Annotated in this window: 25 protein-coding genes; 11 read left to right on the top strand and 14 right to left on the bottom strand. The window is 69.1% G+C overall.

Annotation, left to right across the window (positions count from 1 at the left end; genetic code table 11):
- Positions 1-217 precede the first annotated feature (217 nt).
- Positions 218-481, bottom strand: a complete 264-nt coding sequence (locus FHU38_RS07215) for an AbrB/MazE/SpoVT family DNA-binding domain-containing protein (protein ID WP_208415583.1) — start codon at positions 479-481, stop codon at positions 218-220.
- A gap of 180 nt (positions 482-661) precedes the next feature.
- Complete coding sequence (locus tag FHU38_RS07210) at positions 662-1,120, bottom strand: nuclear transport factor 2 family protein (RefSeq protein WP_167167970.1); 459 nt, start codon at positions 1,118-1,120, stop codon at positions 662-664.
- Between the two features lie 45 nt (positions 1,121-1,165).
- Here FHU38_RS07210 and FHU38_RS07205 point away from each other — a divergent pair, with 45 nt between their 5' ends.
- Positions 1,166-1,750, top strand: a complete 585-nt coding sequence (locus tag FHU38_RS07205; protein ID WP_167167967.1) for a TetR/AcrR family transcriptional regulator — start codon at positions 1,166-1,168, stop codon at positions 1,748-1,750.
- Between the two features lie 60 nt (positions 1,751-1,810).
- Here FHU38_RS07205 and aceB read toward each other — a convergent pair whose 3' ends face one another.
- Positions 1,811-3,415: a malate synthase A gene (gene aceB, locus FHU38_RS07200; RefSeq protein ID WP_167167964.1), complete on the bottom strand. Its 1,605-nt coding sequence runs from the start codon at positions 3,413-3,415 to the stop codon at positions 1,811-1,813.
- Between the two features lie 32 nt (positions 3,416-3,447).
- Positions 3,448-4,737, bottom strand: coding sequence for an isocitrate lyase (gene aceA, locus FHU38_RS07195; RefSeq protein WP_167167961.1), 1,290 nt, complete (start codon positions 4,735-4,737; stop codon positions 3,448-3,450).
- A 216-nt stretch (positions 4,738-4,953) separates the two neighbouring features.
- On the opposite strand from aceA, the gene FHU38_RS07190 reads away from it, so the two are divergent.
- A complete protein-coding gene (locus FHU38_RS07190; protein ID WP_167167958.1) occupies positions 4,954-6,384 on the top strand; it encodes a short-chain fatty acyl-CoA regulator family protein in 1,431 nt (476 codons plus the stop codon).
- Between the two features lie 33 nt (positions 6,385-6,417).
- Here FHU38_RS07190 and FHU38_RS07185 read toward each other — a convergent pair whose 3' ends face one another.
- Positions 6,418-7,170 (bottom strand): acyltransferase, encoded by a 753-nt coding sequence (locus tag FHU38_RS07185; protein ID WP_167167955.1) that lies wholly within the window; start codon positions 7,168-7,170, stop codon positions 6,418-6,420.
- A gap of 49 nt (positions 7,171-7,219) precedes the next feature.
- Between FHU38_RS07185 and FHU38_RS07180 the strand changes: the two genes are divergently transcribed.
- The 4 genes from FHU38_RS07180 to FHU38_RS27685 all read left to right on the top strand — a co-directional run bounded on the left by FHU38_RS07180 (position 7,220) and on the right by FHU38_RS27685 (position 10,503).
- Positions 7,220-8,191, top strand: a complete 972-nt coding sequence (locus tag FHU38_RS07180) for a nucleoside hydrolase (RefSeq protein WP_167167953.1) — start codon at positions 7,220-7,222, stop codon at positions 8,189-8,191.
- 46 nt (positions 8,192-8,237) lie between these two features.
- On the top strand, positions 8,238-9,386 hold the full coding sequence (locus FHU38_RS07175; RefSeq protein WP_167167951.1) for a C40 family peptidase: 1,149 nt from the start codon (positions 8,238-8,240) through the stop codon (positions 9,384-9,386).
- Between the two features lie 184 nt (positions 9,387-9,570).
- Positions 9,571-10,251, top strand: a complete 681-nt coding sequence (locus FHU38_RS07170) for a hypothetical protein (protein WP_167167950.1) — start codon at positions 9,571-9,573, stop codon at positions 10,249-10,251.
- A 123-nt stretch (positions 10,252-10,374) separates the two neighbouring features.
- Positions 10,375-10,503, top strand: a complete 129-nt coding sequence (locus tag FHU38_RS27685; RefSeq protein ID WP_279590175.1) for a hypothetical protein — start codon at positions 10,375-10,377, stop codon at positions 10,501-10,503.
- Positions 10,504-10,645: 142 nt separating this feature from the next.
- Here FHU38_RS27685 and FHU38_RS07165 read toward each other — a convergent pair whose 3' ends face one another.
- Positions 10,646-11,254: a TetR/AcrR family transcriptional regulator gene (locus FHU38_RS07165; RefSeq protein ID WP_167167948.1), complete on the bottom strand. Its 609-nt coding sequence runs from the start codon at positions 11,252-11,254 to the stop codon at positions 10,646-10,648.
- 71 nt (positions 11,255-11,325) lie between these two features.
- Between FHU38_RS07165 and FHU38_RS07160 the strand changes: the two genes are divergently transcribed.
- Positions 11,326-11,853 carry a peroxiredoxin-like family protein gene (locus tag FHU38_RS07160; RefSeq protein ID WP_167167946.1) on the top strand — a complete coding sequence of 176 codons (528 nt, stop codon included), beginning with the start codon at positions 11,326-11,328 and terminating at the stop codon, positions 11,851-11,853.
- Positions 11,854-11,875: 22 nt separating this feature from the next.
- Here the strand turns inward: FHU38_RS07160 and FHU38_RS07155 are convergent, their stop codons facing one another.
- From FHU38_RS07155 to FHU38_RS07140, 4 genes are all read right to left on the bottom strand, one after another.
- Positions 11,876-12,274, bottom strand: a complete 399-nt coding sequence (locus FHU38_RS07155; RefSeq protein WP_167167944.1) for a VOC family protein — start codon at positions 12,272-12,274, stop codon at positions 11,876-11,878.
- The gene (locus tag FHU38_RS07150) at positions 12,271-12,573 is read right to left on the bottom strand and encodes a DUF1905 domain-containing protein (protein WP_167167942.1); all 303 of its coding nucleotides are present in this window, start codon (positions 12,571-12,573) and stop codon (positions 12,271-12,273) included. The genes FHU38_RS07155 and FHU38_RS07150 overlap by 4 nt, the downstream gene beginning before the upstream one ends.
- Positions 12,570-13,331 carry an ArsR/SmtB family transcription factor gene (locus FHU38_RS27925; RefSeq protein WP_167167939.1) on the bottom strand — a complete coding sequence of 254 codons (762 nt, stop codon included), beginning with the start codon at positions 13,329-13,331 and terminating at the stop codon, positions 12,570-12,572. Before FHU38_RS27925 ends, FHU38_RS07150 begins: the two co-directional genes overlap by 4 nt.
- A 66-nt stretch (positions 13,332-13,397) precedes the next feature.
- Positions 13,398-14,615 (bottom strand): erythromycin esterase family protein, encoded by a 1,218-nt coding sequence (locus tag FHU38_RS07140; RefSeq protein ID WP_167167936.1) that lies wholly within the window; start codon positions 14,613-14,615, stop codon positions 13,398-13,400.
- A gap of 114 nt (positions 14,616-14,729) precedes the next feature.
- Between FHU38_RS07140 and FHU38_RS07135 the strand changes: the two genes are divergently transcribed.
- Positions 14,730-15,428, top strand: a complete 699-nt coding sequence (locus FHU38_RS07135; protein ID WP_167167933.1) for a MerR family transcriptional regulator — start codon at positions 14,730-14,732, stop codon at positions 15,426-15,428.
- Positions 15,429-15,490: 62 nt separating this feature from the next.
- On the opposite strand, the gene FHU38_RS07130 is transcribed toward FHU38_RS07135, so the two are convergent.
- A complete protein-coding gene (locus FHU38_RS07130; protein WP_167167930.1) occupies positions 15,491-15,985 on the bottom strand; it encodes a carboxymuconolactone decarboxylase family protein in 495 nt (164 codons plus the stop codon).
- Positions 15,986-16,160: 175 nt separating this feature from the next.
- Between FHU38_RS07130 and FHU38_RS07125 the strand changes: the two genes are divergently transcribed.
- Genes FHU38_RS07125 through trxA form a run of 3 tightly spaced genes read left to right on the top strand, consistent with a single transcriptional unit; the run spans position 16,161 to position 17,887 of the window.
- On the top strand, positions 16,161-17,081 hold the full coding sequence (locus FHU38_RS07125; protein WP_167167926.1) for an RNA polymerase sigma-70 factor: 921 nt from the start codon (positions 16,161-16,163) through the stop codon (positions 17,079-17,081).
- Between the two features lie 57 nt (positions 17,082-17,138).
- On the top strand, positions 17,139-17,540 hold the full coding sequence (locus tag FHU38_RS07120; protein WP_167167923.1) for a MerR family transcriptional regulator: 402 nt from the start codon (positions 17,139-17,141) through the stop codon (positions 17,538-17,540).
- Positions 17,540-17,887, top strand: coding sequence for a thioredoxin (trxA, locus tag FHU38_RS07115; protein ID WP_167167921.1), 348 nt, complete (start codon positions 17,540-17,542; stop codon positions 17,885-17,887). The genes FHU38_RS07120 and trxA overlap by 1 nt, the downstream gene beginning before the upstream one ends.
- A gap of 113 nt (positions 17,888-18,000) precedes the next feature.
- On the opposite strand, the gene FHU38_RS07110 is transcribed toward trxA, so the two are convergent.
- The 3 genes from FHU38_RS07110 to FHU38_RS07100 all read right to left on the bottom strand — a co-directional run bounded on the left by FHU38_RS07110 (position 18,001) and on the right by FHU38_RS07100 (position 21,107).
- Entirely contained in the window at positions 18,001-18,876 is an 876-nt protein-coding gene (locus FHU38_RS07110; RefSeq protein ID WP_167167918.1) for a helix-turn-helix domain-containing GNAT family N-acetyltransferase, read from the bottom strand.
- A gap of 74 nt (positions 18,877-18,950) precedes the next feature.
- Positions 18,951-20,129, bottom strand: coding sequence for a class I SAM-dependent methyltransferase (locus FHU38_RS07105; RefSeq protein ID WP_167167915.1), 1,179 nt, complete (start codon positions 20,127-20,129; stop codon positions 18,951-18,953).
- Complete coding sequence (locus FHU38_RS07100; protein WP_167167912.1) at positions 20,130-21,107, bottom strand: class I SAM-dependent methyltransferase; 978 nt, start codon at positions 21,105-21,107, stop codon at positions 20,130-20,132.

The following is a 21,107-nucleotide window of genomic DNA, read 5'->3' as shown; positions in this document are numbered from 1 at the left end:
GTGAAAACCGCACGCTCGCGGGGTTTCGCCAACCGGCTCGGGCATCTCGAGCTAGCCAAAGCACGGGGAACCGAGCGCACCCACGGGCGGCCCGCAGCGGCCGGATCGTTGACCTGTCAGTGAATCAACCACACCCGGACGTCGAGGTGCAGTTCGTCCCAGGCTCGATCGGCGGTCACCGCGACGCCGGAGCCTGCGTCGCCCACGCCCGGGTCGGTCACCGTGGCGTTCGGCTCGCGCCCTCCCGTGCCGCTTCCGCTCGGCGCTCCGCGATCAACTCGTCCACGGCACTGCCGGAGTGGCCTTTCGTCTGCGCTGCGACGCGGTGCTGGACACGCCGCAGTAGATGACCCCACTCCTCCAGCACCACCCGACCGTCCTCCACATCAGGAACAAGCCGCTGACCAGGCTCAACGGCCGCTGCTCGACGCAACGGCGCCGGGATCGTCCCCCGACCATCAGGACCCACTGTCACCTGCACAGGCCCAGCTTGCTCAACCTCCGCCATGAACATGGCCGTACCTCAGTCGCTGCCAACCTCGCCGGGAAGTGCAGGCCGCGTCGAGTTCTGCCGACCTCGCCGGATAAGAGATACGTCCCCGTATCACCGAGTGCGCGGCAGCAGGCCACAGCACTGGGGTGAGCGAAGTTCGTCGTCGACCTAGAACACCGGCAGCAGCACGCCCTTCTCGCTGTCGGGCCTTGGCCCGAAGATCCTGCGCTGCTCCTGGCTGATCGGCACATCGTTGATGCTGGCCTCGCGGCGGCGCATCAGTCCGTCCTGCGTGAACTCCCACAACTCGTTGCCGTAGCTTCGCCACCACTGCCCCGAGTGGTCGTGGCACTCGTACTGGAAGCGCACGGCGATCCGGTTCTCCCGAAACCCCCACAGTTCCTTGCGAAGCGCGTAGTCGAGTTCGCGCTCCCACTTCTGGCGCAGGAACTCGACGATCTCGGCGCGCCCGACGACGTGGCGGTCACGGTTTCGCCACACCGAGTCCTCGGTGTAGGCCAGCGCGACCCGCTCGGGGTCCCTGGTGTTCCAGGCGTCCTCGGCGGCCTGCACCTTCTGCGCGGCTGCGGTCTCGTCGAACGGGGGAAACGGGGGGCGTGAGTTCATGCCGACAGCCTAGAGAACGATCGTTCTCTGGTCCAGGGTGGAAGCATGGACATCGAAGAGGCCAAGCGGCGACTGCTGGACGCCGCCGAGGCCGAGTTCTACGAGCGCGGTATCCAGGCTGTGGGGATGGACGCGATCCGGGCGCGCTCTTCGGTCTCGCTGAAGCGGCTGTACCAGTGCTTTCCCTCCAAGGAAAGTCTGGTGGAGGCCTACCTGCTGCGAAGGGACGAGCGGTGGCGGCGGGAGCTGGCCGACCACGTCACGGCCGCCGCCACCACGCCGGAGCAGGCTCCGCTGGCCGTCTTCGACTGGCTGTACGAGTGGTTCAGCCGACCCGGCTTCCGCGGCTGCGCGTTCATCAACTCCTTCGGCGAACTCGGCTCGGGCTCACCGCGTGTCGCGGCAGCCGCCCGGCGGCACAAGGATGCGGTGCGCGGCTACCTGCGTGAGCTGTCCGAGAACGCGGGCGCCGCCGACCCGGATCTGCTCGCCGAGCAACTGCTCACCCTGGTCGAGGGGGCCACCGTGGTGGCCGCGATGTCGAGCGACCCGACGGTGGCCCGCACCAGCCGCGCCGCGGCACGAACCCTGCTGGCCGCGACGCCTCGGCGGCTGCCGGAAACGCCGTGAACGACGCGAGACCACGCAGGCACCCGGCCCGCGTGGCCTCGCGGTTTCCTACCCCCGGATTCAGCCGGCCTCGGTCAGGTAACGGGCGTAGGCGGCGGTGGTGAAGAAGTTGGGCAGCTTCTCACCGAGCGCGGCCTCGGCGAAGATCTCCCGCGCGTCGTCCAGCCGGTTTCCGGTACCCAACTCGGCGCGGATGTCAGCCAGTTCCTCCTCGAGCCACTGCCAGGCCAGCTCGTGCGTGACCAGCGTGCCGTCGTCCAGCTTGGTGCCGTTGCGAAGCCACTGCCACACCTGGCAGCGCGCGATCTCCGCGGTGGCGGCGTCCTCCATGAGATTGAAGATCGCGGCCGCCCCGGAACCGCGCAGCCACGCGTCCAGGTAGCGCAACGCCACGTTGATGTTGGACCGCACGCCCTGCTCGGTGACCTCGCCGCCCGCGCTCGCCACGTTCAGCAGGTCCTGCGCGCCGACCTCGACGTCCTCGCGCAGTTTGCCGAGCTGGTTCGGCCAGCCGCCGAGCACACCGTCGAACACCTCCCGGCAGACGGGCACCAGTGCAGGGTGGGCCACCCACGATCCGTCGAAGCCCGCCTCGGCCTCGCGCTCCTTGTCCTCGCGGACCTTGCGCAGCGCCGTGGCGTTCACCTCCGGGTCCCTGCTGGGGATGAACGCGGCCATGCCGCCGATGGCGTGCGCGCCGCGCCGGTGGCAGGTGCGCACCAACAGCTCGGTGTAGGCCCGCATGAACGGCACCGTCATCGTGACCTGCGCGCGGTCGGGAAGCACGTAGTCGGCACCCGCCTCGCCGAAGGTCTTGATGATGCTGAAGATGTAGTCCCACCTGCCCGCGTTCAGCCCGGCGGAATGCTCGCGCAGTTCGTAGAGGATCTCCTCCATCTCGAACGCCGCGGTGATCGTCTCGATGAGCACCGTGGCCCGAATGGTGCCGCGCGGGATGCCGAGTTCCTGCTGCGCGAAGCAGAACACGTCGTTCCACAGCCGCGCCTCTTCGTGGCTTTCCAGCTTCGGCAGGTAGAAGTACGGCCCGCTGCCACGCGCGATGAGCTGGCGGGCGTTGTGGAAGAAGTACAGCCCGAAGTCGACGAGACTGGCTGGGACGGGCCTACCGTCGAGGCGGATGTGCTTCTCCACCAGATGCCAGCCACGCGGTCGCATCACGATCGTCGCGGGTTCGTCGCCGACCGTGTACCGCTTGCCGTTGTCGGTGAAGTCGATGTTCCGCCTGATCGCGTCGTACAGGTTGAGCTGCCCGCCGATGATGTTGCGCCACGTCGGGGACGTCGCGTCCTCGAAGTCGGCCAGCCACACCTTGGCGCCGGAGTTCAGGGCGTTCACCGTCATCTTCCGGTCGGTGGGGCCGGTGATCTCCACCCTGCGGTCCTCCAGGCCCTGCGCGGGATACGCCACCTGCCAGGACTCGTCGGTACGCACGGCGCGGGTCTCGGGCCGGAAGCCGAGCGTCTCCTCACCGGAGGCGATCCGCTCCCTGCGCTGGCGCCGGGCGTCCAGCAACTCCCTGCGGCGCCCGGCGAACGCGCTGTCGAGCTTGGCGATGAACTCCAGCGCCGAGGGGGTGAGGATCTGCTCGAACCGTTCCCCCTCGGGGCCGGAGACGTTCATCCGGTCCTGCAGCCTGTCAGCCATCCCAGCCATCTCGTCTTCCCTTCAGCGAGGGGTCAGAACTGTGCTTCCTCGGTGGAACCCTTCAGCGCGGTCGTCGAGCTCTCCGGGTTCAGCGCGGTGCTGACCAGGTCGAACCAGCCGGTGCCCACCTCGCGCTGGTGCTTGGTGGCGGTGTAGCCGCGCTCCTCGGCGGCGAACTCGCGCTCCTGCAGGTCCACGTAGGCGGTCATGCCCTCGTTCGCGTAGCCCTTGGCCAGGTCGAACATCGAGTAGTTCAGCGCGTGGAAGCCCGCCAGCGTGATGAACTGGAACTTGTATCCCATGTGGCCCAGTTCGCGCTGGAACTTGGCGATCGTGGCGTCGTCCAGGTGCTTGCGCCAGTTGAACGACGGCGAGCAGTTGTAGGCCAGCATCTGGTCCGGGTGCTTGGCCTTGATCGCCTCGGCGAACTCGCGGGCGACGTCGAGGTCGGGCTCGGAGGTCTCCATCCACAGCAGGTCGGCGTACTCCGCGTAGGCCAGCCCCCTGTCGATGCACGGCTCGATGCCGTTGCGGACCTCGTAGAAGCCCTCCGACGTGCGGTCGCCGGTCACGTACTTGCGGTCCCGCTCGTCGACGTCGCTGGTCAGCAGCGTGGCCGCCTGCGCGTCGGTGCGGGCGACGATCAGCGAGGGCACGTCGAGCACGTCGGCGGCCAGCCGCGCGGCGTTGAGGGTGCGCTCGTGCTGCTTGGTGGGGATCAGCACCTTGCCACCGAGGTGGCCGCACTTCTTCTCCGACGCGAGCTGGTCCTCCCAGTGCACGCCAGCGGCACCGGCTGCGATCATGCCCTTCATCAGCTCGAAGGCGTTCAGCGGGCCGCCGAAGCCCGCCTCGGCGTCGGCGACGATCGGGGCGAACCAGTCGATGTCGGTGTTGCCCTCCGCCCAGTTGATCTGGTCGGCGCGGGCCAGCGCGTTGTTGATCCGGCGCACCACCGCGGGCACCGAGTTGGCCGGGTACAGGCTCTGGTCCGGGTAGGTCTGGCCCGCCAGGTTGGCGTCGGCCGCCACCTGCCAGCCGGAGAGGTAGATCGCCTTCAGGCCGGCACGGACCTGCTGCACCGCCTGGTTACCGGTCAGCGCACCAAGGGAGTGCACGTAGTCCTCGGTGTGCAGCAGATTCCACAGCTTCTCAGCCCCGCGGCGCGCGAGCGTGTGCTCCTCGACGACGCTGCCGCGCAGCTTCACCACGTCGGCCGCCGAGTAGGAGCGCTTCACGCCCTTCCAGCGCGGGTTGCTCTCCCATTCCTTGGCAAGCTTGGCGGCTTCCTGCTCGAAGCGTTGCTCCGGGGACACAGTCATCGTGGCCTCTCCAACTTTGCGAACTCTGCGATAACTCGCCTGCTAACCCTGACGATGACATGTGCTGCGAAAACTCGGCCAGATCTCCAATTTGCCAATTTGTGCGAATTTTCCGTAGACTCCTGCGAAGGTTGCGAACACGTGGTTCGCAAAGCTGCGGAATCTACCGGCTTGATCGGTACCGCACGGGAAACCCTTCGGAGGGAGTCGGGCAGCGTGGACAAAACCTTCGCGGGCGCGAGGTTGCGGCATCTGCGAGAAAGCCGGTCGATGAGCCAGGCGGACCTCGCGAGGCTGCTGGAGATCTCGCCGAGCTACCTCAACCAGATCGAGCACAACAGCAGGCCGCTGACCGTCCCGGTGCTGCTGCGCATCACCGAGGCCTTCGGTGTCGACGCCGAGTTCTTCGCCGACAACGACACCTCCCGGATCGTGGCCGACGTGCGGGAGGCGCTGCTGGATGAGTCCATCGGCGCCCCGGTCTCCCCTGGGGAGATCAACGACCTGGCCAAGAACCTGCCGACCATCGCCGACGCGCTGGTGAAGCTGCACCGCCGCTACCGCAACGCCGTGGAGAGCACCGCCGCCCTCGTCGCGGAGGACGGCCGCGGCATGCACGGCAGCGCCGCGGCGCCGCTTCCCCACGAGGAGGTGCGCGACTTCTTCTACGAGCGGGAGAACTACGTCGCCGAGCTCGACGAGCGCGCCGAGAAGATGTACGAGGAGCTTGGCCTGCGGCGCGGCGAGGTGCGTAACGGCCTTCGCGACCGCCTGGTGGAGCACTACGGCCTCACCGTCACCACGGAGGGCATCGACGAGGCCTCCGGCGAGCAGCACCGCTACGAGCCGCAGGGCCGCATCCTGCGGATGGCACCGAGCCTGCGCATCGGGCAGCAGGCGTTCCGGATGGCCTCGCAGATCGCGCTGCTGGAGTACGACGACCTCATCAACGAGTTGGCCGACTCATGGGCGTTCTCCGGCCCGCCCGCGCGCTCGCTGGCGCGGGTGGGGCTGGCCAACTACTTCGCGGGCGCGCTCATCCTGCCCTACCGCCAGTTCCACGGGCAGGCCGAGCGGCTGCGCTACGACATCGAGCTGCTGTGCGACCACTTCGGCGTCGGGTTCGAGACGGTATGTCACCGGCTGTCCACGCTGCAGCGGCCGAAACTGCGTGGCATCCCGTTCTCGTTCGTCCGCGTCGACCGCGCGGGCAACATGTCGAAGCGGCAGTCCGCGGCCGGGTTCCACTTCTCCCGCGTCGGCGGCGCGTGCCCGCTGTGGGTGATCTACGAGGCGTTCACCTCGCCCGGCAAGATCCTCAGCCAGGTGGCCACGCTGCCCGACGGCAAGAGCTACTTCTGGGTGGCGCGCACCATCGCCCGCAACATCGGCGGATACGGAAGTCCCGGCAAGATGTTCTCCGTCGGGCTTGGCTGCGAGCTGCGCCACGCCCACCGGCTGGTCTACTCCGCGGGCCTCGACCTCGACGACAAGGCAGCGGCCACCCCGATCGGGATGGGCTGCAAGGTCTGCGAGCGGCCCGCCTGCCCGCAGCGGGCGTTCCCTACCATCGGCAAGCAGCTCACCGTGGACGAGAACACCAGCACCTTCGTTCCCTACCCGGCCGTGCCGAAGCAGGACTCCTGACCGGCGCGGTCGATCCGGCTCGGCAGGCCTCGCTCACTCGCCGAGTGTCTTTCGCAGCGCCTTGGACGCCTTGCGGGCCATGTCCCGCACCGCCTCCCTGCGTTCGGCGTCGGCCTCGTAGTCGGCCTTGCGGTCGCGCACCACGCGGGCGGGCGAGCCCACCGCGATGGCGTGGTCGGGAATGTCGCCGCGCACCACGGCATGCGCGCCGAGCACGCAACCCCGGCCCACCCTCGTGCCGCGCAGCACCGACACCTTGGTGCCGATCCAGGTGTCCGGCCCGATCCGCACGGGAGCCTTGACGATGCCCTGATCCTTGATCGGCAGGTTGATGTCGGTGGTGACGTGGTCGAAGTCGCACACGTAGACCCAGTCGGCCACCAGCGTCGCCGCGCCGATCTCGATGTCGAGGTAGCCGTTGAGCACGTTCTGCCTGCCGAAAACCACCTTGTCGCCGATGCGCAGCGAACCCTCGTGGCAGCGGATGGCGTTGCCGTCACCGATGTGCACCCAGCGCCCGATCTCCATGCGCCCGTAACCGGGGCGGCAGTGGATCTCCACGTCACGGCCGAGGAACACCATGCCGCGCAGCACGATGTGCGGGTTGGCGACGCGGAACTTCAGCAGTCGCCAGTAACGCACCAGGTACCACGGCGTGAAGGCGCGGTTGCGCACCACCCAGCGCAGCGAGTCGGCGGTCAGGAACCTCGCCTGCCGCGGATCACGGCGCGCCCGGCGCCAGCCCCGCAGCCGCGCCAGCACCGGTGAACCCCACATGGACGTCATGCGGTGACCGTAACCTGTGTGCCGAAGCAGCCGAGTGAGGGAGTGACCGATGCCTACCAAGCTGGTCATCGACACCGACCCCGGCGTGGACGACGCGTTCGCGATCGCGCTTGCCGCACTCAGCGACGACGTCGAGTTGCTCGGTGTCACGACGGTGTTCGGCAACGTCGGTCTCCCGGCGACCACCCACAACGCGCGCCGCGTGCTGGCGCTGTGCGAGCGCGACGACGTGCCGGTGGCCGCGGGGGCGGCGCGGCCACTTGTGCATCCGCAGTGGCGGCAGGCGCGTCCCGTGCACGGCGACGACGGGCTCTCCGGGCGCGCACACCTGCTACCCGAGCCGCGGCGCGACGACGAGGACATCGACGCGGTGAGCCTGCTGGCGAGGCTGCTCGCGGAGTCGCGGGAGCCGGTGACGATCGCCGCGATCGGGCCGTTGACCAACATCGCCACCTTGCTCGCGGCGCATCCCGGTGCGGCCGAAAGGATCGCCCGCGTGGTGGTGATGGGCGGCGCGCTCGGTCATGGCAACAGCACCGCGGCAGCCGAGTTCAACATCTTCAGCGATCCCGAAGCCGCACACCGGGTGCTCACCGGTGGCGAGATTTCCTGCGTGCTGGTGCCGATGGACCTGACCTATCGCTGCGCGGTGAGCGCGGACTGGCTCGCCACACTCGGCGCCCGCGGGCCGGTCGGCGCCGCGCTGGAGGCGCTGACCCCTGCCTACCTCGCGCACTACCGCAAGGCGCTCGGCCGCAACGCGATGGCGTTGCACGACGCCGTCGCGGTGGCGGAGGCGATCAGCCCGGGAATGCTGCGAACCGAGTCGGTGCCGGTTTCGGTGGAGACCTCGCTCGGCCCGGCTCGAGGAGCCACCGTGGTGGACCGCCGCAGGCCGCAGGTGCGGGCCGAGACCGAGGAACCGGGCCAGGACAGGCCGACCGTTGCCGTCGCGATGGACACCGACCTGGACGAGCTGCGGGCGTTCCTGCTGCGGCGGCTGGCGGGACAACCGGCATGAAGGGCGTTTTCACGGTCGCTGCACTGTCGCTGCCTATCCTGTGCCCATGAGCGGGGACGGTGAAGGACGGTCGCGCAGCCGGACGCTGGTCATCGCACTGGCCGCGGTGGTGGCCGCGGCGGCCGTGCTCGTGGTGGCGCTGCGGCTGTCACCCAGCGCCCAGGAGGACGTCAAGGCCGCGGCGTCGACCGGAGGACGTTCGTCGGCCCCCGACTCGTCGACGCAACCGCCGCCCGCGAGTACTCCTGCCAGTGAGACAAGCGTGCCCACCGAGTCCGGGCCCCGGTTCGAGGCATGGGTGGACGACGTGGCGCGGTGGCTGGACATCCCGCAGCGCGCGATGCGTGCCTACGCCACCGCGACGGTCGCCCTCTCCGAGGAACGGCCCGGCTGCAACCTTTCCTGGGTGACCCTCGCCGGTATCGGCAAGACCGCGAGCGACCACGGCAGGGCGGCAGGCGGCGAACTCACCGACGACGGCACCGTCTCCGAACCCATCGGCACCATCGAGTTGCGCGACTTCGCGGGCGAGGTCATCTCGCAGCCCGGATCGGCGGGCCCGCTGCAACTGTCGCCCTCGGTGTGGCAGCGGTGGGCCGCAAGCGCTTCCGGCGACGAGCCCGACGTGCAGGACGTCGACGACGCAGCACTGACGGCGGGCAGGGCGCTGTGCGCGCAGGGCAGCGACCTTTCCGACGGCGACGACTGGCTGGCCGGTGTCGCGCGGCTGCAGCCCGCACCGCTGTTCCTGCACCGGGTGCTGGCCACCGCCAACGTGTACGGCACCGTCGGGCAGCGCGGCGAGAAACCCAACCGGGCCGCGCTGACCGCCGTCACCTTCGCCATCGACAAGATCGGCCTGCCGTACGTGTGGGGCGGCAACGGCACCGAGCACGGCGACGCGGGGTTCGACTGCTCGGGACTGACCACGGCCGCCTACGCCGAGGCCGGGATTGAACTGCTGCGCACGGCCCACACGCAGTACAACAGTGTGCCCAGGGTGCCCGAAGGCGAGGAACCACAACTCGGTGATCTGATCTTCTACGGCGATCCAGCGACGAAAATCCATCACGTCGGGCTCTACATCGGCAACCAGCAGATGATCGACGCGCCCACGTTCGGACAGGCGGTGCAGGTGCACAACTACCGCACCCCCGGCGACGACTACGCGGGAGCGGGCCGACCGACGAATTAGGATCTATCGCATCTGATGCAACATTGGCCACGGTGCGATGTTGTCTCATTCTTGCAGGCCGAACCCGTTTCCGTGTGAAGCTGCGTGATTCGGCCGCGTGTCGTTGACCTGGGTCAACCGGTATGGATCCAACGATGTTGTATCCGATACAACCGGAGGTTCCGCATCTGGTGCTGGCGCCCGGGTGCGGCATCTGGACGAGGCCACGGCGGTGTTCGAGGCCATGCTGGAGGGCTGGGAATGCCAGCAACGGAGCCGTTTCCTGCGAGCGGAGACGATCGCGCCGCGGGTCCGACTGCTGCGCCGGTTCGCCGAGTTCACGGGCCTATATCCGTGGCAGTGGGGTCCAGGCGAGGTGGAGGCGTTCACCACCGAGCTGGTGTCGGGCCCGGCGCCGCTGGCGCACTCGACGGTGCGGGGCCACCAGCTGACGCTGCGGTTGTTCTGCGAGTTCATCACCGATGCCCGCTACGGCTGGCCGGTGGGGTGCGAGCAGCGGTTCGGCGAGGTGCCCGCGCAGATCTGCCATGAGTGGAACACCGTGGCGCATCTGGTCGAGGTGGAGTGCCGACCGGCGCGGCGGGCGTTGACCTACGACGAGGTGCAGACGCTGTTCGACGCCGCCGACGATCGTGTCGAGCAGATCCGGCGCCGCGGCCGCAAAGGCGCGCTCGCCGCGCTGCGGGAGGCGGCCATGCTGAAATCGATCTACGCCTATGGGTTGCTGCGGCAAGAAGCCGCTCGACTGGATCTGGCGGACCTTCGCCGCAACTCTCGGGCACCGGAGTACGGGAGTTTGGGTCGGTACAAGTCCGCTATGGCAAGGCGTCCCGCGGCAGTCCACCGAAGCGCCGGACCGTGCTGACAGTGCCAGAACTGGACTGGGTCGTCGATCTGTTGCGGGAATGGGTGGAAGAAATACGGCCGCTACTCGCGCCTGGTCACCATCCGGCGTTATGGATCACTGAAACGACGCGGGAGGGTGTCGGTGCGCCACCTCAACGAGGCCTTCGCCGCTTGGCTCACCATCGACACCATCGGACCGAGCTTCGGATACGAGGTGCTCCTGGCCGAGATCGCCGAATCCAACCAACTCGCCAGACCGGGACCGGGTTGACGATCGGGATCCGTCGCAGGTCGTAGCTTTCGGGCCAGAGGTATCGCGACCCCGCACCGATGAAGGTAGTACCTGCTGGTGCGACACCAAGCAACGACCGACAGTGATGTCTGGGCACCCGAATGGGCACGCTGAGGAACACTCACACACCGAGGCCACGCAGCAGGATGTCCAGACCTTGCCGGAACTCCTCTCGCGCGGGGATGGCTTTGGCTGCCATGGCTGTCTGAGACAGGATCGGAAACTCCCCGACTGGCAGTTCGGCCAGCGCATCGGTGCCCGGCCCGGACAGCGGGCTGAAGTATTCCAGCTGCAGGGCGCCGAAAACGTATCCCAGGATCGCCCGGAAAGCGATCGCCCGTTGCCTTCCGGTGAGTCCGGCTTCGGTGAGCACCGTCAGCATCGCCTCACCCCAGCGGCGCGAACTGGGCGAGCGGTGCCGGTGGGTGAGCAACAGCGGCACGACCGCCGGATGGGCGGATACCGCGGCCCGCGCGCGGTCGGCGAGCACGCGCAGGCGCCGTCCGGCCGAGCCGCGCGGCATGCTGACATCCACGGCCTGCAACACCAGGTCGACCACGAGTGCCTCGACCTGGTCGCGGTCGGAGACGTAGCGATAGAGCGACATCGTGCCCATGCCGAGTTCCTTGGCGACCGTGCGCATAGAGAGGGCGCCGAGTCCCTCCCGGTCGACAACGGCCAGTGCCGCCGTCGCCAGCTGGGTGGGCGTCAGGGAACGAGGTCGTGGCATGACGTTTGACAGCGTACAGCATACGCGCATAACTTCGTAGGCGTACACCGCACGCTTACCAGGAGGTCCCCATGCTCGACGTAGCCGAGCGCGAACTGGTCACCGTCACCGGCGAGCGCATTCCCGTTCCTGATCCCGAATCCCTGGTGCACCTGAACTTCCGCCGGTTCGCCGGCTGCCCGATCTGCAACCTTCACCTGCGCTCGATCGCGTCGCGGCATGAGGAGATCACCGCCGCGGGGATCCGCGAGGTCGTGTTCTTCCACTCACCAGCGGCCGAACTGCGCGCCTACGACTTGCCCTTCGCGGTGATCGCCGATCCGACGAAGCGCTACTACCGGGAGTTCGGCGTGGAATCCAGCCGTCGCGCGCTGCTGCATCCGCGCACCTTGGGCGCGATCCTGCGCGGCTCGGCACTGACGCTCCTCGGCAAGTACCGACCCCCCGCGGCCAGGCAGCAGGGCGGAAGGCTCGGGTTGCCCGCGGACTTCCTCATCGCCCCCGGTGGCCGCGTGCTCGCTGCCAAGTACGGCAAGCACGCCTACGACCAGTGGTCGGTCGACGAACTGCTGTCGCACGCCCGGGCGGCAGTGACCTGAGCAACCGGCCGCAGCCGATGGCTCAGGTCTCGGTGATGGCCTCGGTGATGGTCTCGGTGATGGAGAAGGCGTTGCCGTCGGGGTCGCGGAAGGCGAACATCGGCGGCACGCCTGGCCAGTTGAGGATCTCGTCGGTGTCGACACCGGCCTCAGTGAGGGTGGTGTGCGCCGCCGCCGCGTCGTCGGTGGTGAACCTGATCATGATCGCGCCACGGCTGACGTCACCGGTGGCGTGGTCCAGCGTGACGACGACATCGTCGCTGCCGGGCGCGAGTTCGATCCAGCGCCCGGTCGGGATCGGCCCGTCGCGCAGCACGGTGAAACCGAGCGTGTCGACGTAGAACCGCAACGCCTGCTCCTGGTCGGTGACGGGCACGCTGACGGCTCGGATTCCCGTGATCGCGTTCGCCTGCGTTGTCATCGCGCGATCCGCTCGTCGAGGGTGACGGTGACGGTGTCGCCCGCCTGCTTGCCGATGCGGGCGCGGGTGTCGGCGGCGAACGCGAGCTTGTGAGTGCCGTCGCCGAGAGCCATGAAAGAGCCGACGAACGGCTCGTCCTCGACGCGGCCCCGAACCTTCACCAGGCCGCGCGTTCCGAAGAACTCGGCCGAGTCGGGCATCACGACGTAGGTCCAGCCGCCCGGCTTCGGGCTCTTGCGCAGGGTCGCTGTGAATGTCTTGTCCAGCCTCCCGTAGAGGCTGGCGTGTCGTGCGGTCATGCTGATTCGCCTCCGTACATCAGTGAGCCGGGTGTGGTGAGTTCCGTGCCGGTCTCCAGCCAGGTCTTGAGACCGGACAGGATCATCGGCCAACCCCCGTACAGGTGCTCGTCGGCGTCGGCGGGGAGTTGGTCGTGCCGGACGACAAGTCGGCAGCTGTCGCCGACCTGCTCGATCTCCCAGGTCACCCGGCTGGTTCCCTGAGCTGAGATGTCGTCGTCCCAGATGGCGTGGTAGCTCTGCACGAGCCGCCGGGGCGGGTCGACCTCCAGGTTCTCCCCCTCGATCAACCCGCCTGCCCCTTCGTGGCTGACCAGGTAGGCGGAGCCTGTAGTCCAGTCCGATTCCACGCGCGCGCCGAACTGGAACCGCGCCCGCGTATCCGGATCGGTGATCGCCTGCCATAGCCGTTGCGGTGTGGTACGGATGAAGATCTCGAACATCTTCTCCACGGGTGCCTCCAGCTGCCGCTTCAGATCGACGAGGCCCTCGGCCCACGTCTCGGTGTATTTGCTGACCCAGCGGTCGTGGACCAGCCGGATCGGCACGGGGTTCAGGAAGTGCAACTTCTGCCTGCCCCGCCGGTCCGACACGACCAGCCCGGCTTCCTCGAGCACGCGAAGGTGCTTGGCCACGGCGACCCTCGTCATCGCGAACCGGCTCGCCAACGCGTTTAGCGACTGCCCGTCGCGGCGGAACAGCTCGTCGAGTAGTTCCCGGCGGGTGGAATCCGCCAACGCCTTGAAGACCTGTTCCACACGGCCCACAATAGGAAACCTTTTGGTTTCATGTCAAGCCGGATCGTCGCGGCGCCCAGCCGACCGCTACCAGTACTGCTGCCGTTTCCCGTCGGTGTCGGCGACGAAGATGACGGCGTCGGCGCACTCCAGGTCCGCCGGGCTGAGCGGGATGTGGCCGCGCACGACCTCCTTGCCCGCGCCGATATCCGATGGCAACGCCGCGCGCAGGGCCCGCGCCGGGAACAGGGCACGGCGGGTGGTCGCCTCGGCCAGCGCGCCCTGCAGGGTGCCCGGATCGCTGTGCGGGTTGGCGTCGGTCGCCACGAACACGTAGCCCTCGCCGAGGATGAGAGCCACCAGCGCGCCCGCGCTCCCCCAGCTCACCTCTTCCGCTCCGACCGGCATGCGTGACCGCGCACGCTGCAGGTGCACGTTGTGCGCGAACACCAGGCTCGGCCCGCGTCGCCGCTCCCGCGCGAGGATCGCGAGCAGGTTGTCCGCCATCAGCTCCGCGCGCAGGCTGAGCAGGGTCGCGATGCGGTCGGGTGCGGGAGTGGCCATGGCCGCGTGATAGCGCAGCAGGCCCTGCGCGGTGCGCGCGTGCGCGAGGGCGTTGTCGTAGCCGGTGGGGTCTGCGGGACGCAGGCTGGGTGCAGCGCGGCGCAGCGCGCTCGCGAGGTCGTCGGCGACGATACGCAGCGCGCGAGCACGGTCGGAGTCGCCGATGGACGCCGCAGGGTCGAACATGGCCGCCTCGTTGGTCCACTCCGTCTCGTCGCCGAGCAGCGCGTCGAGGTCACGGGCCGACCCTACCCGCAGCACTGCGGGTAGATAGTCGTTCACTGTGGACAGTGCGCGCCGCGGGCTCGGCGCGGCGGAGAACTCCATCGGCGCGTCGAAACCGTGGAAGCGAACCCGGTCCCGCGGCGCACGGCCGGCGTTGTACGCCTGGAGCCACTCGACGAGTTCGCGGTTGCCCGGCACGTTGCCGAACCCGTGACTGAACCCGGTGGCGAGCACCGTGCCGATCTCCGCGGTCCCCCCGGCCACGTAGTCGTCCACGACGGACGCGGCGAAGCTGTCGGTCTCCAGCACGATCGACCGGTACCCGCGCTCGACGAGGTGTTCGAGAAGTTCGTTTCGCAGCAACGGAAACGCCGCGATTCCGTGTGTCGGCTCGCCGAGGCCAAGCAGGGCAGGCGGTTGCGTTCGCGTGGCGAGCAGCTCGTCGATGGCACGGCCGAGGCTCGCGGCATCGTCGAGTTGGCGGCCGAGGCCGCGCAGTGACGTGGCAGTGGACATGGGCGATCCTTTCCGAAAACCGATCGCCCTCGACAGTATCGTTGAAGAATCGAGTGAAACTTCGCCAGCGACTACCTGGTGTTTGGTAGCTTGGAACCTCAATCGGAGGTACAGGTGCGACCCATCGATCTCGCCCGGGAACACCGATTGTCCTCGCAGGCGATCCGCAACTACGAAGACGCGGGCGTCTTCCCTCCGACGCGGCGTAGCCAAGCCGGCCACCGGCGCTACACACCCCTGCACGCACAGGCCCTGCGCGCCTTCCTCGCGCTTCGAGGCGGCCACGGGCATCAACGGGCACTGGAGATCATGCGCGCGACCAACCGCGGCGACACCGAGTCCGCCTACCGGCTCATCGACGCCACACATGGCCGGCTGCGAGCCGAACGGGACACCCGCACCGAGGTCGCGGCCTCGCTGAGCAGCCTGTCCACCACGACACCCACCGCCGTTCGCGGCGGACCACTGACGGTAGGGCAACTCGCACGCCGCCTCGGTGTGCACCCCGCGACGCTGCGCACCTGGGAGGCCCATGGCATCCTGCGCCCCGAACGAGACCGGACGACGGGTTACCGCCGATACGACCCGGAGTGCGTGCGCGACGCCGAGATCGCACGGCAGCTACGCCGAGGCGGCTACCCGCTGCACCAGGTCGCGCGGTTCCTGGATTCGCTGCGCGAGGCGGGCGGGGCGGAAGCGTTGAACGCCTTCCTCGACTCCTGGCAGGACCGGCTGACCACGCGCAGCCGCGCCCTGCTCGCGGGAGCGGCCCAGCTCGATGCCTACCTCACCATGCTCGGGCAGCGGCAGTAGGGGCGGACCCACGCCTGCCCGGCCCGGCGATCCCCAGGCCGGGCAGGTGGTCCGGCAGCCGCTCAGTGCTGAAGGCTGTCCTGCATGGCGGCCAGCATGCCGGGCTCGTAGGACCCTGCCGGGTTGCGCACGCTGACATTGAGCCGGTTGGCCGCGTTGACGAGTGCGATGAGGCAGACCAGCGCTGCGATCCGATCCTCGTCGTAGTGCTCGCGCGCCTGCGCCCAGGTCTCGTCCGACACGCCGTGGTGGCCGTCGGCCAGCCGGGTGGCCTCCTCGGTGAGCGCCAGCGCGGCGCGCTCGGCGTCGGTGAACACCGTGGCCTCCCGCCAGGCGGCGACCAGATTGAGCCTGATCGCGGTTTCCCCCGCGTGTGCGGCCTCCTTGGTGTGCATGTCGACGCAGAACGCGCAGCCGTTGATCTGGCTGGTGCGCAGCGACACCAGCTCCTGCAAGCTTTTCGGCAGCGACTGCTCGACCACCTGGCCCGCGGCGGCGAACCGCTTGCCGAACCTGCTCGCGGTCTCGTTCGCCATCAGATTGATCCGGGGTTCCATGATGTCGTCCTCCACTTCGGTGGTATGTGACGAACACCAGATGCCGCTCGCCCACTCCCTGTGACAGTGCGGCGTGATGACGCACGACACCCAGCCCGGCTACGGTCTCGATGTCACAACGGTGCGTGGTCCGGTGTCTGATCGGTGACACAGTCGGATTCGAACAGGAGCCGCCATGGTTGGCACACCGCGGACCACGCCCGGCGATCGCGGCGGACGCCCGGACCGGGCCACCGAGACCTTTCTCGCCCACCGCAACCTGCTGTTCACCGTCGCCTACGAGATGCTCGGCCTGGCGGCCGACGCGGAGGATGTCCTCCAGGAAACCTGGCTGCGTTGGGCGAGCGTCGATCTCGACACGGTGCGAGACGAGCGTGCGTATCTCGTCCGGATCACCACCCGGCAGGCGCTCAACCGGTTGCGCACCCTTCGCAGACGCAAGGAGTCCTACGTCGGCCAGTGGTTGCCCGCGCCGCTGCTCACCGCGCCGGACGTAGCCGAGGACATCGAGTTGGCCGACAGCGTCTCGATGGCGATGCTGCTGGTGCTGGAGACACTGACGCCGACCGAACGAGCGGTGTTCGTGCTGCGTGAGGTGTTCGCCTTCGACTACGGCGAGATCGCCGAAGCCGTCGACAAGAGCCCCGCCGCCGTACGGCAGATCGCCCACCGGGCGCGGGAGCACGTCGCCGCGCGCCGCCCACGAGGAGTGGCTTCTCCTGAGGATGTCCGCAGGGCGCTGGAAGCGTTCCAGCGAGCCGTCGAGACCGGCGACCTGCGGAATCTGCTCGACCTCCTCGCCCCCGACGTCGTGCTCCTCGGCGACGGCGGCGGAATCAAACAGGCGGTGCCGCGCCCCGTCGTGGGTGCCGACAAGGTGGCGCGCCTGCTCGCCGCCGGGCTCCGCCGGATCACCGAGGCGTCAATGCGGCCGGTGCAGGTCAACGGCTACCCTGCGCTGATCCTGAAGCTGGACGGCGAACTCGACAGCGTTGTGGCTCTGCGCATCGACGACGGCCGCATCACCGGGCTGTACACCGTGCGCAATCCCGAGAAGCTGTCGCATATGGAGCGGGAGACGCTGCTGAGCCGCTGAGCTGGCGCCCGCGGGAGTTTTGCGTTGCCGTCAACGGCAAGGTTTACGCTCGCTCGCATGCGGATCGGCGAATTGGCAAGGAAGGCGGGCCTGACCACCCGCGCCCTGCGGTTCTACGAGGAACAGGGCCTACTCGGCGCGCGGCGCGCGGCCAACGGCTACCGGGAGTACGACGAGGACGACTACCGGCTGGTCACCGAGATCCAGCGGCTGCGAGCCATCGGGCTCAGCCTGGAGGAAACCAGGCCGTTCGTCGCCTGCCTGCGCGCGGGCCACGAGACCGGCGACTCCTGCTGCGAGTCGATCGAGGTCTACCAGCGCAAACTCGCGGAGGTGGACGCCTGCCTCGAGAAGCTGCACACGGCGAGGGAAAGCCTGCTCGCCAAGTTGGCCGACGCTCTGTCACGACAACCCGACCCGTGCCGCGTGCAGGCACTGAACCCAGTGGAGAACTTCTGATGCCGTCGACAAGCCTTCCCGGCGAGGTGCTCGCCGTTACCGATGACACGTTCGAGCGTGAGGTGCTGCGGCACGACCTACCCGTTCTGGTCGACTTCTGGGCGCAGTGGTGCCCGCCGTGCCACATGATCGCCCCGGTGCTGGCCGAGATCGCGCGCGAGCGGCCGGATTCCCTCGCCATCCGCAAGCTCAACACCGACGAGAACCCGATCATCGCGCGGGACTACCACGTGATGTCCCTGCCGACGCTGGTGTTGTTTCGGCAGGGCCGGGTAGTGCGTACGCTCGTCGGCGCCCGGCCGAAGGCGCGACTGTTGAAGGAACTGGACGACGCGCTACGCGACTGAGCACGCCATGGCGGCGGGCCGAACCCGCGGGCCGCAACGCAGAACTCGCGGGCTGGAGCGGGGGACTCGCGGGCTGGAGCGGGGGACTCGCGGGCTGGAGCGGGGGACTCGCGCTAGTCGCACTCACAGTCGGGGGTTCGGGCACACGCGGCGTTGACGCTGTCGGCTCGGCGTTCCAGCAGCACGGTGTCGTGCCAGACGCCATCGCGCTCGGCGATGCGTTCCCGAACACCGACGGTGCGGTAGCCCGCGCTGTGGTGCAGGCCGATACTGGCGCGGTTCTCGGTGAACACCGAGGTCTGCAGCGTCCACAGCCCGGCACGGTCGGCTTCGACCACCTGGGTGCGCAGCAGCGACTTGCCCACTCCCCGGCCCCGGTAGGCCTCCCCGACGTAGACCGAGCTCTCGGCGACCCCGGCGTAGCACTCCCGTTCCGACACCGGCCGCAGCGCGGTCCAGCCCACCACCTCGCCGCCGATCTCGGCCACCCACCGGTGACCGGGCAGCCAGGCCGCGTCCAGCCGCTCCGCGCTGGGCACCGAGGTCTCGAAGGTGGCCACGCCGGTGGCGATGCCCTCCGCGTAGATGTCACGCACGGCGGGCCAGTCGGTGGGTCGCAGCGCGCGCACCTGGACATCGGCGGGCACGTCCTGCGGGCAGCACGGGTGCGCGAGCATGCCCATCACCACGTCGGCGGCGTGCGGCAGCCCGGTGCAGCACGCCTCGTTGATCGTCACCCTCGTCGTGGTCCCTTCCTTGTGCAGCCGAAGGAAACCGACGTCGGCGAGCTTTCGGACGTGGTGGGAGCAGGTGGACTGGCTGATGCCGAGCGATTCGGTGAGCGCGCCGACGGTGGTCCCGCCCGCGGCCACCGCGACGGCGTGCAGCAGGCGGACCCGCGTGGGCTCGCCGAGACAGGCGAACCACTGCGCGTAGGTCGCGGCCTCGCGGTCGGCAAGCAGCGACGGGTCGGTCGCGGCGGTCATCATGACCCCATGATCTACCGCCGACGGCCACCCCGTCAATCGATTGGCATCGATATACCCACCGGCCTTGCGAGTGGCTACCTGGCCGGTACCCGCTCGGCGCGGCAGAAGAACGCCATCGGCGACCGGCCGATCCGGGTCAGCACCACGCTGGCCTCGTTCGGCCCGTGCGGCTTGAGTCTGCGACGCAGCAGGTTCGGGTCGATGTCCAGGCCGCGCACCAGGATCTCCACCCTGCCCACCTGGTGTCTGCGCAGCGTCGTGCGCAGCGTCTTCTCGCTGTAGCCCTCGAACTCCAGCACCCGGAAGGCACGCACGCCGGGCGGCGGTTCGTCGCCGCTGAGGTAGGCGATGCGCTCGTCGAGTTGCCACAGCCCGTGACGGGCCGCGTAGTGCCGCACGAGCCCGGCCCGCACCACGGCACCGTCCGGGTCGATGATCCACTCCCCTGGCTCGGCGACAGTGGCGTCGTCGGGATCGGTGTCGGTGACGGTCCAGCGGGTGCCGTCCGAGCGCAGCACCGTCGCCCGGCGTGACGCCGACGCGAGGCCTTCGCTCCACAGGCAGGCCTCGCGGACCTGGCCGTCGAGCGAGATCAGCTCCAGCTCGCCGGCCCACGGCACGGCGGCGGGGTCGATGCCCGGCGCGGTCTTCACCACCAGGTCCGCACCGGCGTACACCGACGTCAACTCGTCCAACGCGGGCATGAAGTCCCGCGGCCGCCAGGTGCGCCTGCCCGCCACGTCCCGGCGGGCAGGGTCGGCCACCACGACGCAATCCCTGGTCACCGGGGCAAGCGCGTCGGCCCGTGCCAGCAGCGGATCGACCGCCTCGACCGAGCAGTTGTGGGAGGCCATCGCCAGCCGCACGGCGTCGAGGTCCGAGCCAACGCAGCGGCTCGCCGACCTCGCCAGCCACACCAGGTCCGCGCCGATCGAGCACGTCACGTCATGCACGTCCCTGCCCGCGAGGCGGTGAGCCCGGTACTCGGCCACCGCGGTGGGAGTGGCCTGTTGCAGCGCGTCCTCGGTGAACAGCCACCGCGCCGCGCCGTCGAGTTTTCGGTGCGCCTTCCTTCGCAACAGCACCGTCTCCAACACGGCGGCGTAGCGCTCACCCACCGCCCGCCGCGCGGTGGCGACGTCGGTGAGCTTGCTTTCGCCGGTCAACTCCAGCCCCTCGCAGGCGCCGACCGCCCGCTCGCCCTCGGGCGAGCGGAGGAAGGCGACGTCGTCGAGCGAGAAGGTGTAGGGCAACTACAGTTCCGTCGGCGCGGGCGGCTTGGTACCGGTGAGCATCGCGTTGTAGAACAGCGAGCGCGGCAGCACCCGCGCCAGCAGTTTCCGGTCCAGCGCCGAAAGCCGCAACCACAGGTGGTAGGCGAACAGCCGCCACCGCACGGTGAGCCGCTGCGGCGGCACGGCGGCCTCGAACGTGCGGATCGGCCAGCCGACCAGCGCCGCGCTGAACTCGTCGGTCACCGCCCGCACGTCCACCGCACCCGCGGCCAGCGCCGTGCGCTCCAGTTCGGCCGGGTCGAACGTGTGAAGATCCACCACGGCCTCGAGCGCGGCGGCGCGCGAGGACTCGTCCAGCTCTTCCTGCGGCCGCCGCCAACCGCTCAGCGCGGGCAGCTTGGTCAGGTTCGTGGTGAGCCACCAGGTGAGCTGACCCAGCCTGCGCGCGTAGAAGTCCCCGATGCGGGTGGGCTCCCCCGCGAACACGAACCGGCCGCCCGGCTTGAGCACCCGCAGCACCTCACCCAACGCCGCGGTCACGTCGGGGATGTGGTGCAGTACGGCGTGCCCGACGACTAGGTCGAAGCTGTCGTCGGGGTAGGGGATGCGTTCGGCGTCGGCCACCCTGCCTTCGACGTCGAGCCCGAGGTTGCGGGCGTTGCGCAGCGCGACCTCCACCATGCCGGGCGAGAGGTCGGTCACGTACCCCTTCTTGATCATCCCACCCTGCATCAGGTTGAGCAGGAAGAACCCGGTGCCGCTACCCAGTTCCATCGCGGTCGGGTAGGGCTGCCCCGCCGTGCCCGCGACGGCCTCGAACACCTCGGTGGCGTAGGAGATGCAGCGCTCGTCGTAGGAGATCGACCACTTCTCGTCGTAGGTGCCCGCCTCCCAGTCGTGGTACAGCACGTTGGCGAGCTTGGGGTCGTCGAAGGCCGCGCGCACCTCCTCGGCACTGGCGTGCGGGTTGGGCGCGGGGTCGGACACCTGCGTCAC

Source organism: Saccharomonospora amisosensis (genome assembly GCF_011761185.1).
Classification (GTDB): Bacteria; Actinomycetota; Actinomycetes; order Mycobacteriales; family Pseudonocardiaceae; genus Saccharomonospora_A; species Saccharomonospora_A amisosensis.
The sequence above is the reverse complement of the archived record's forward strand: the minus strand, read 5'-3'. Positions and strand labels throughout refer to the sequence as shown.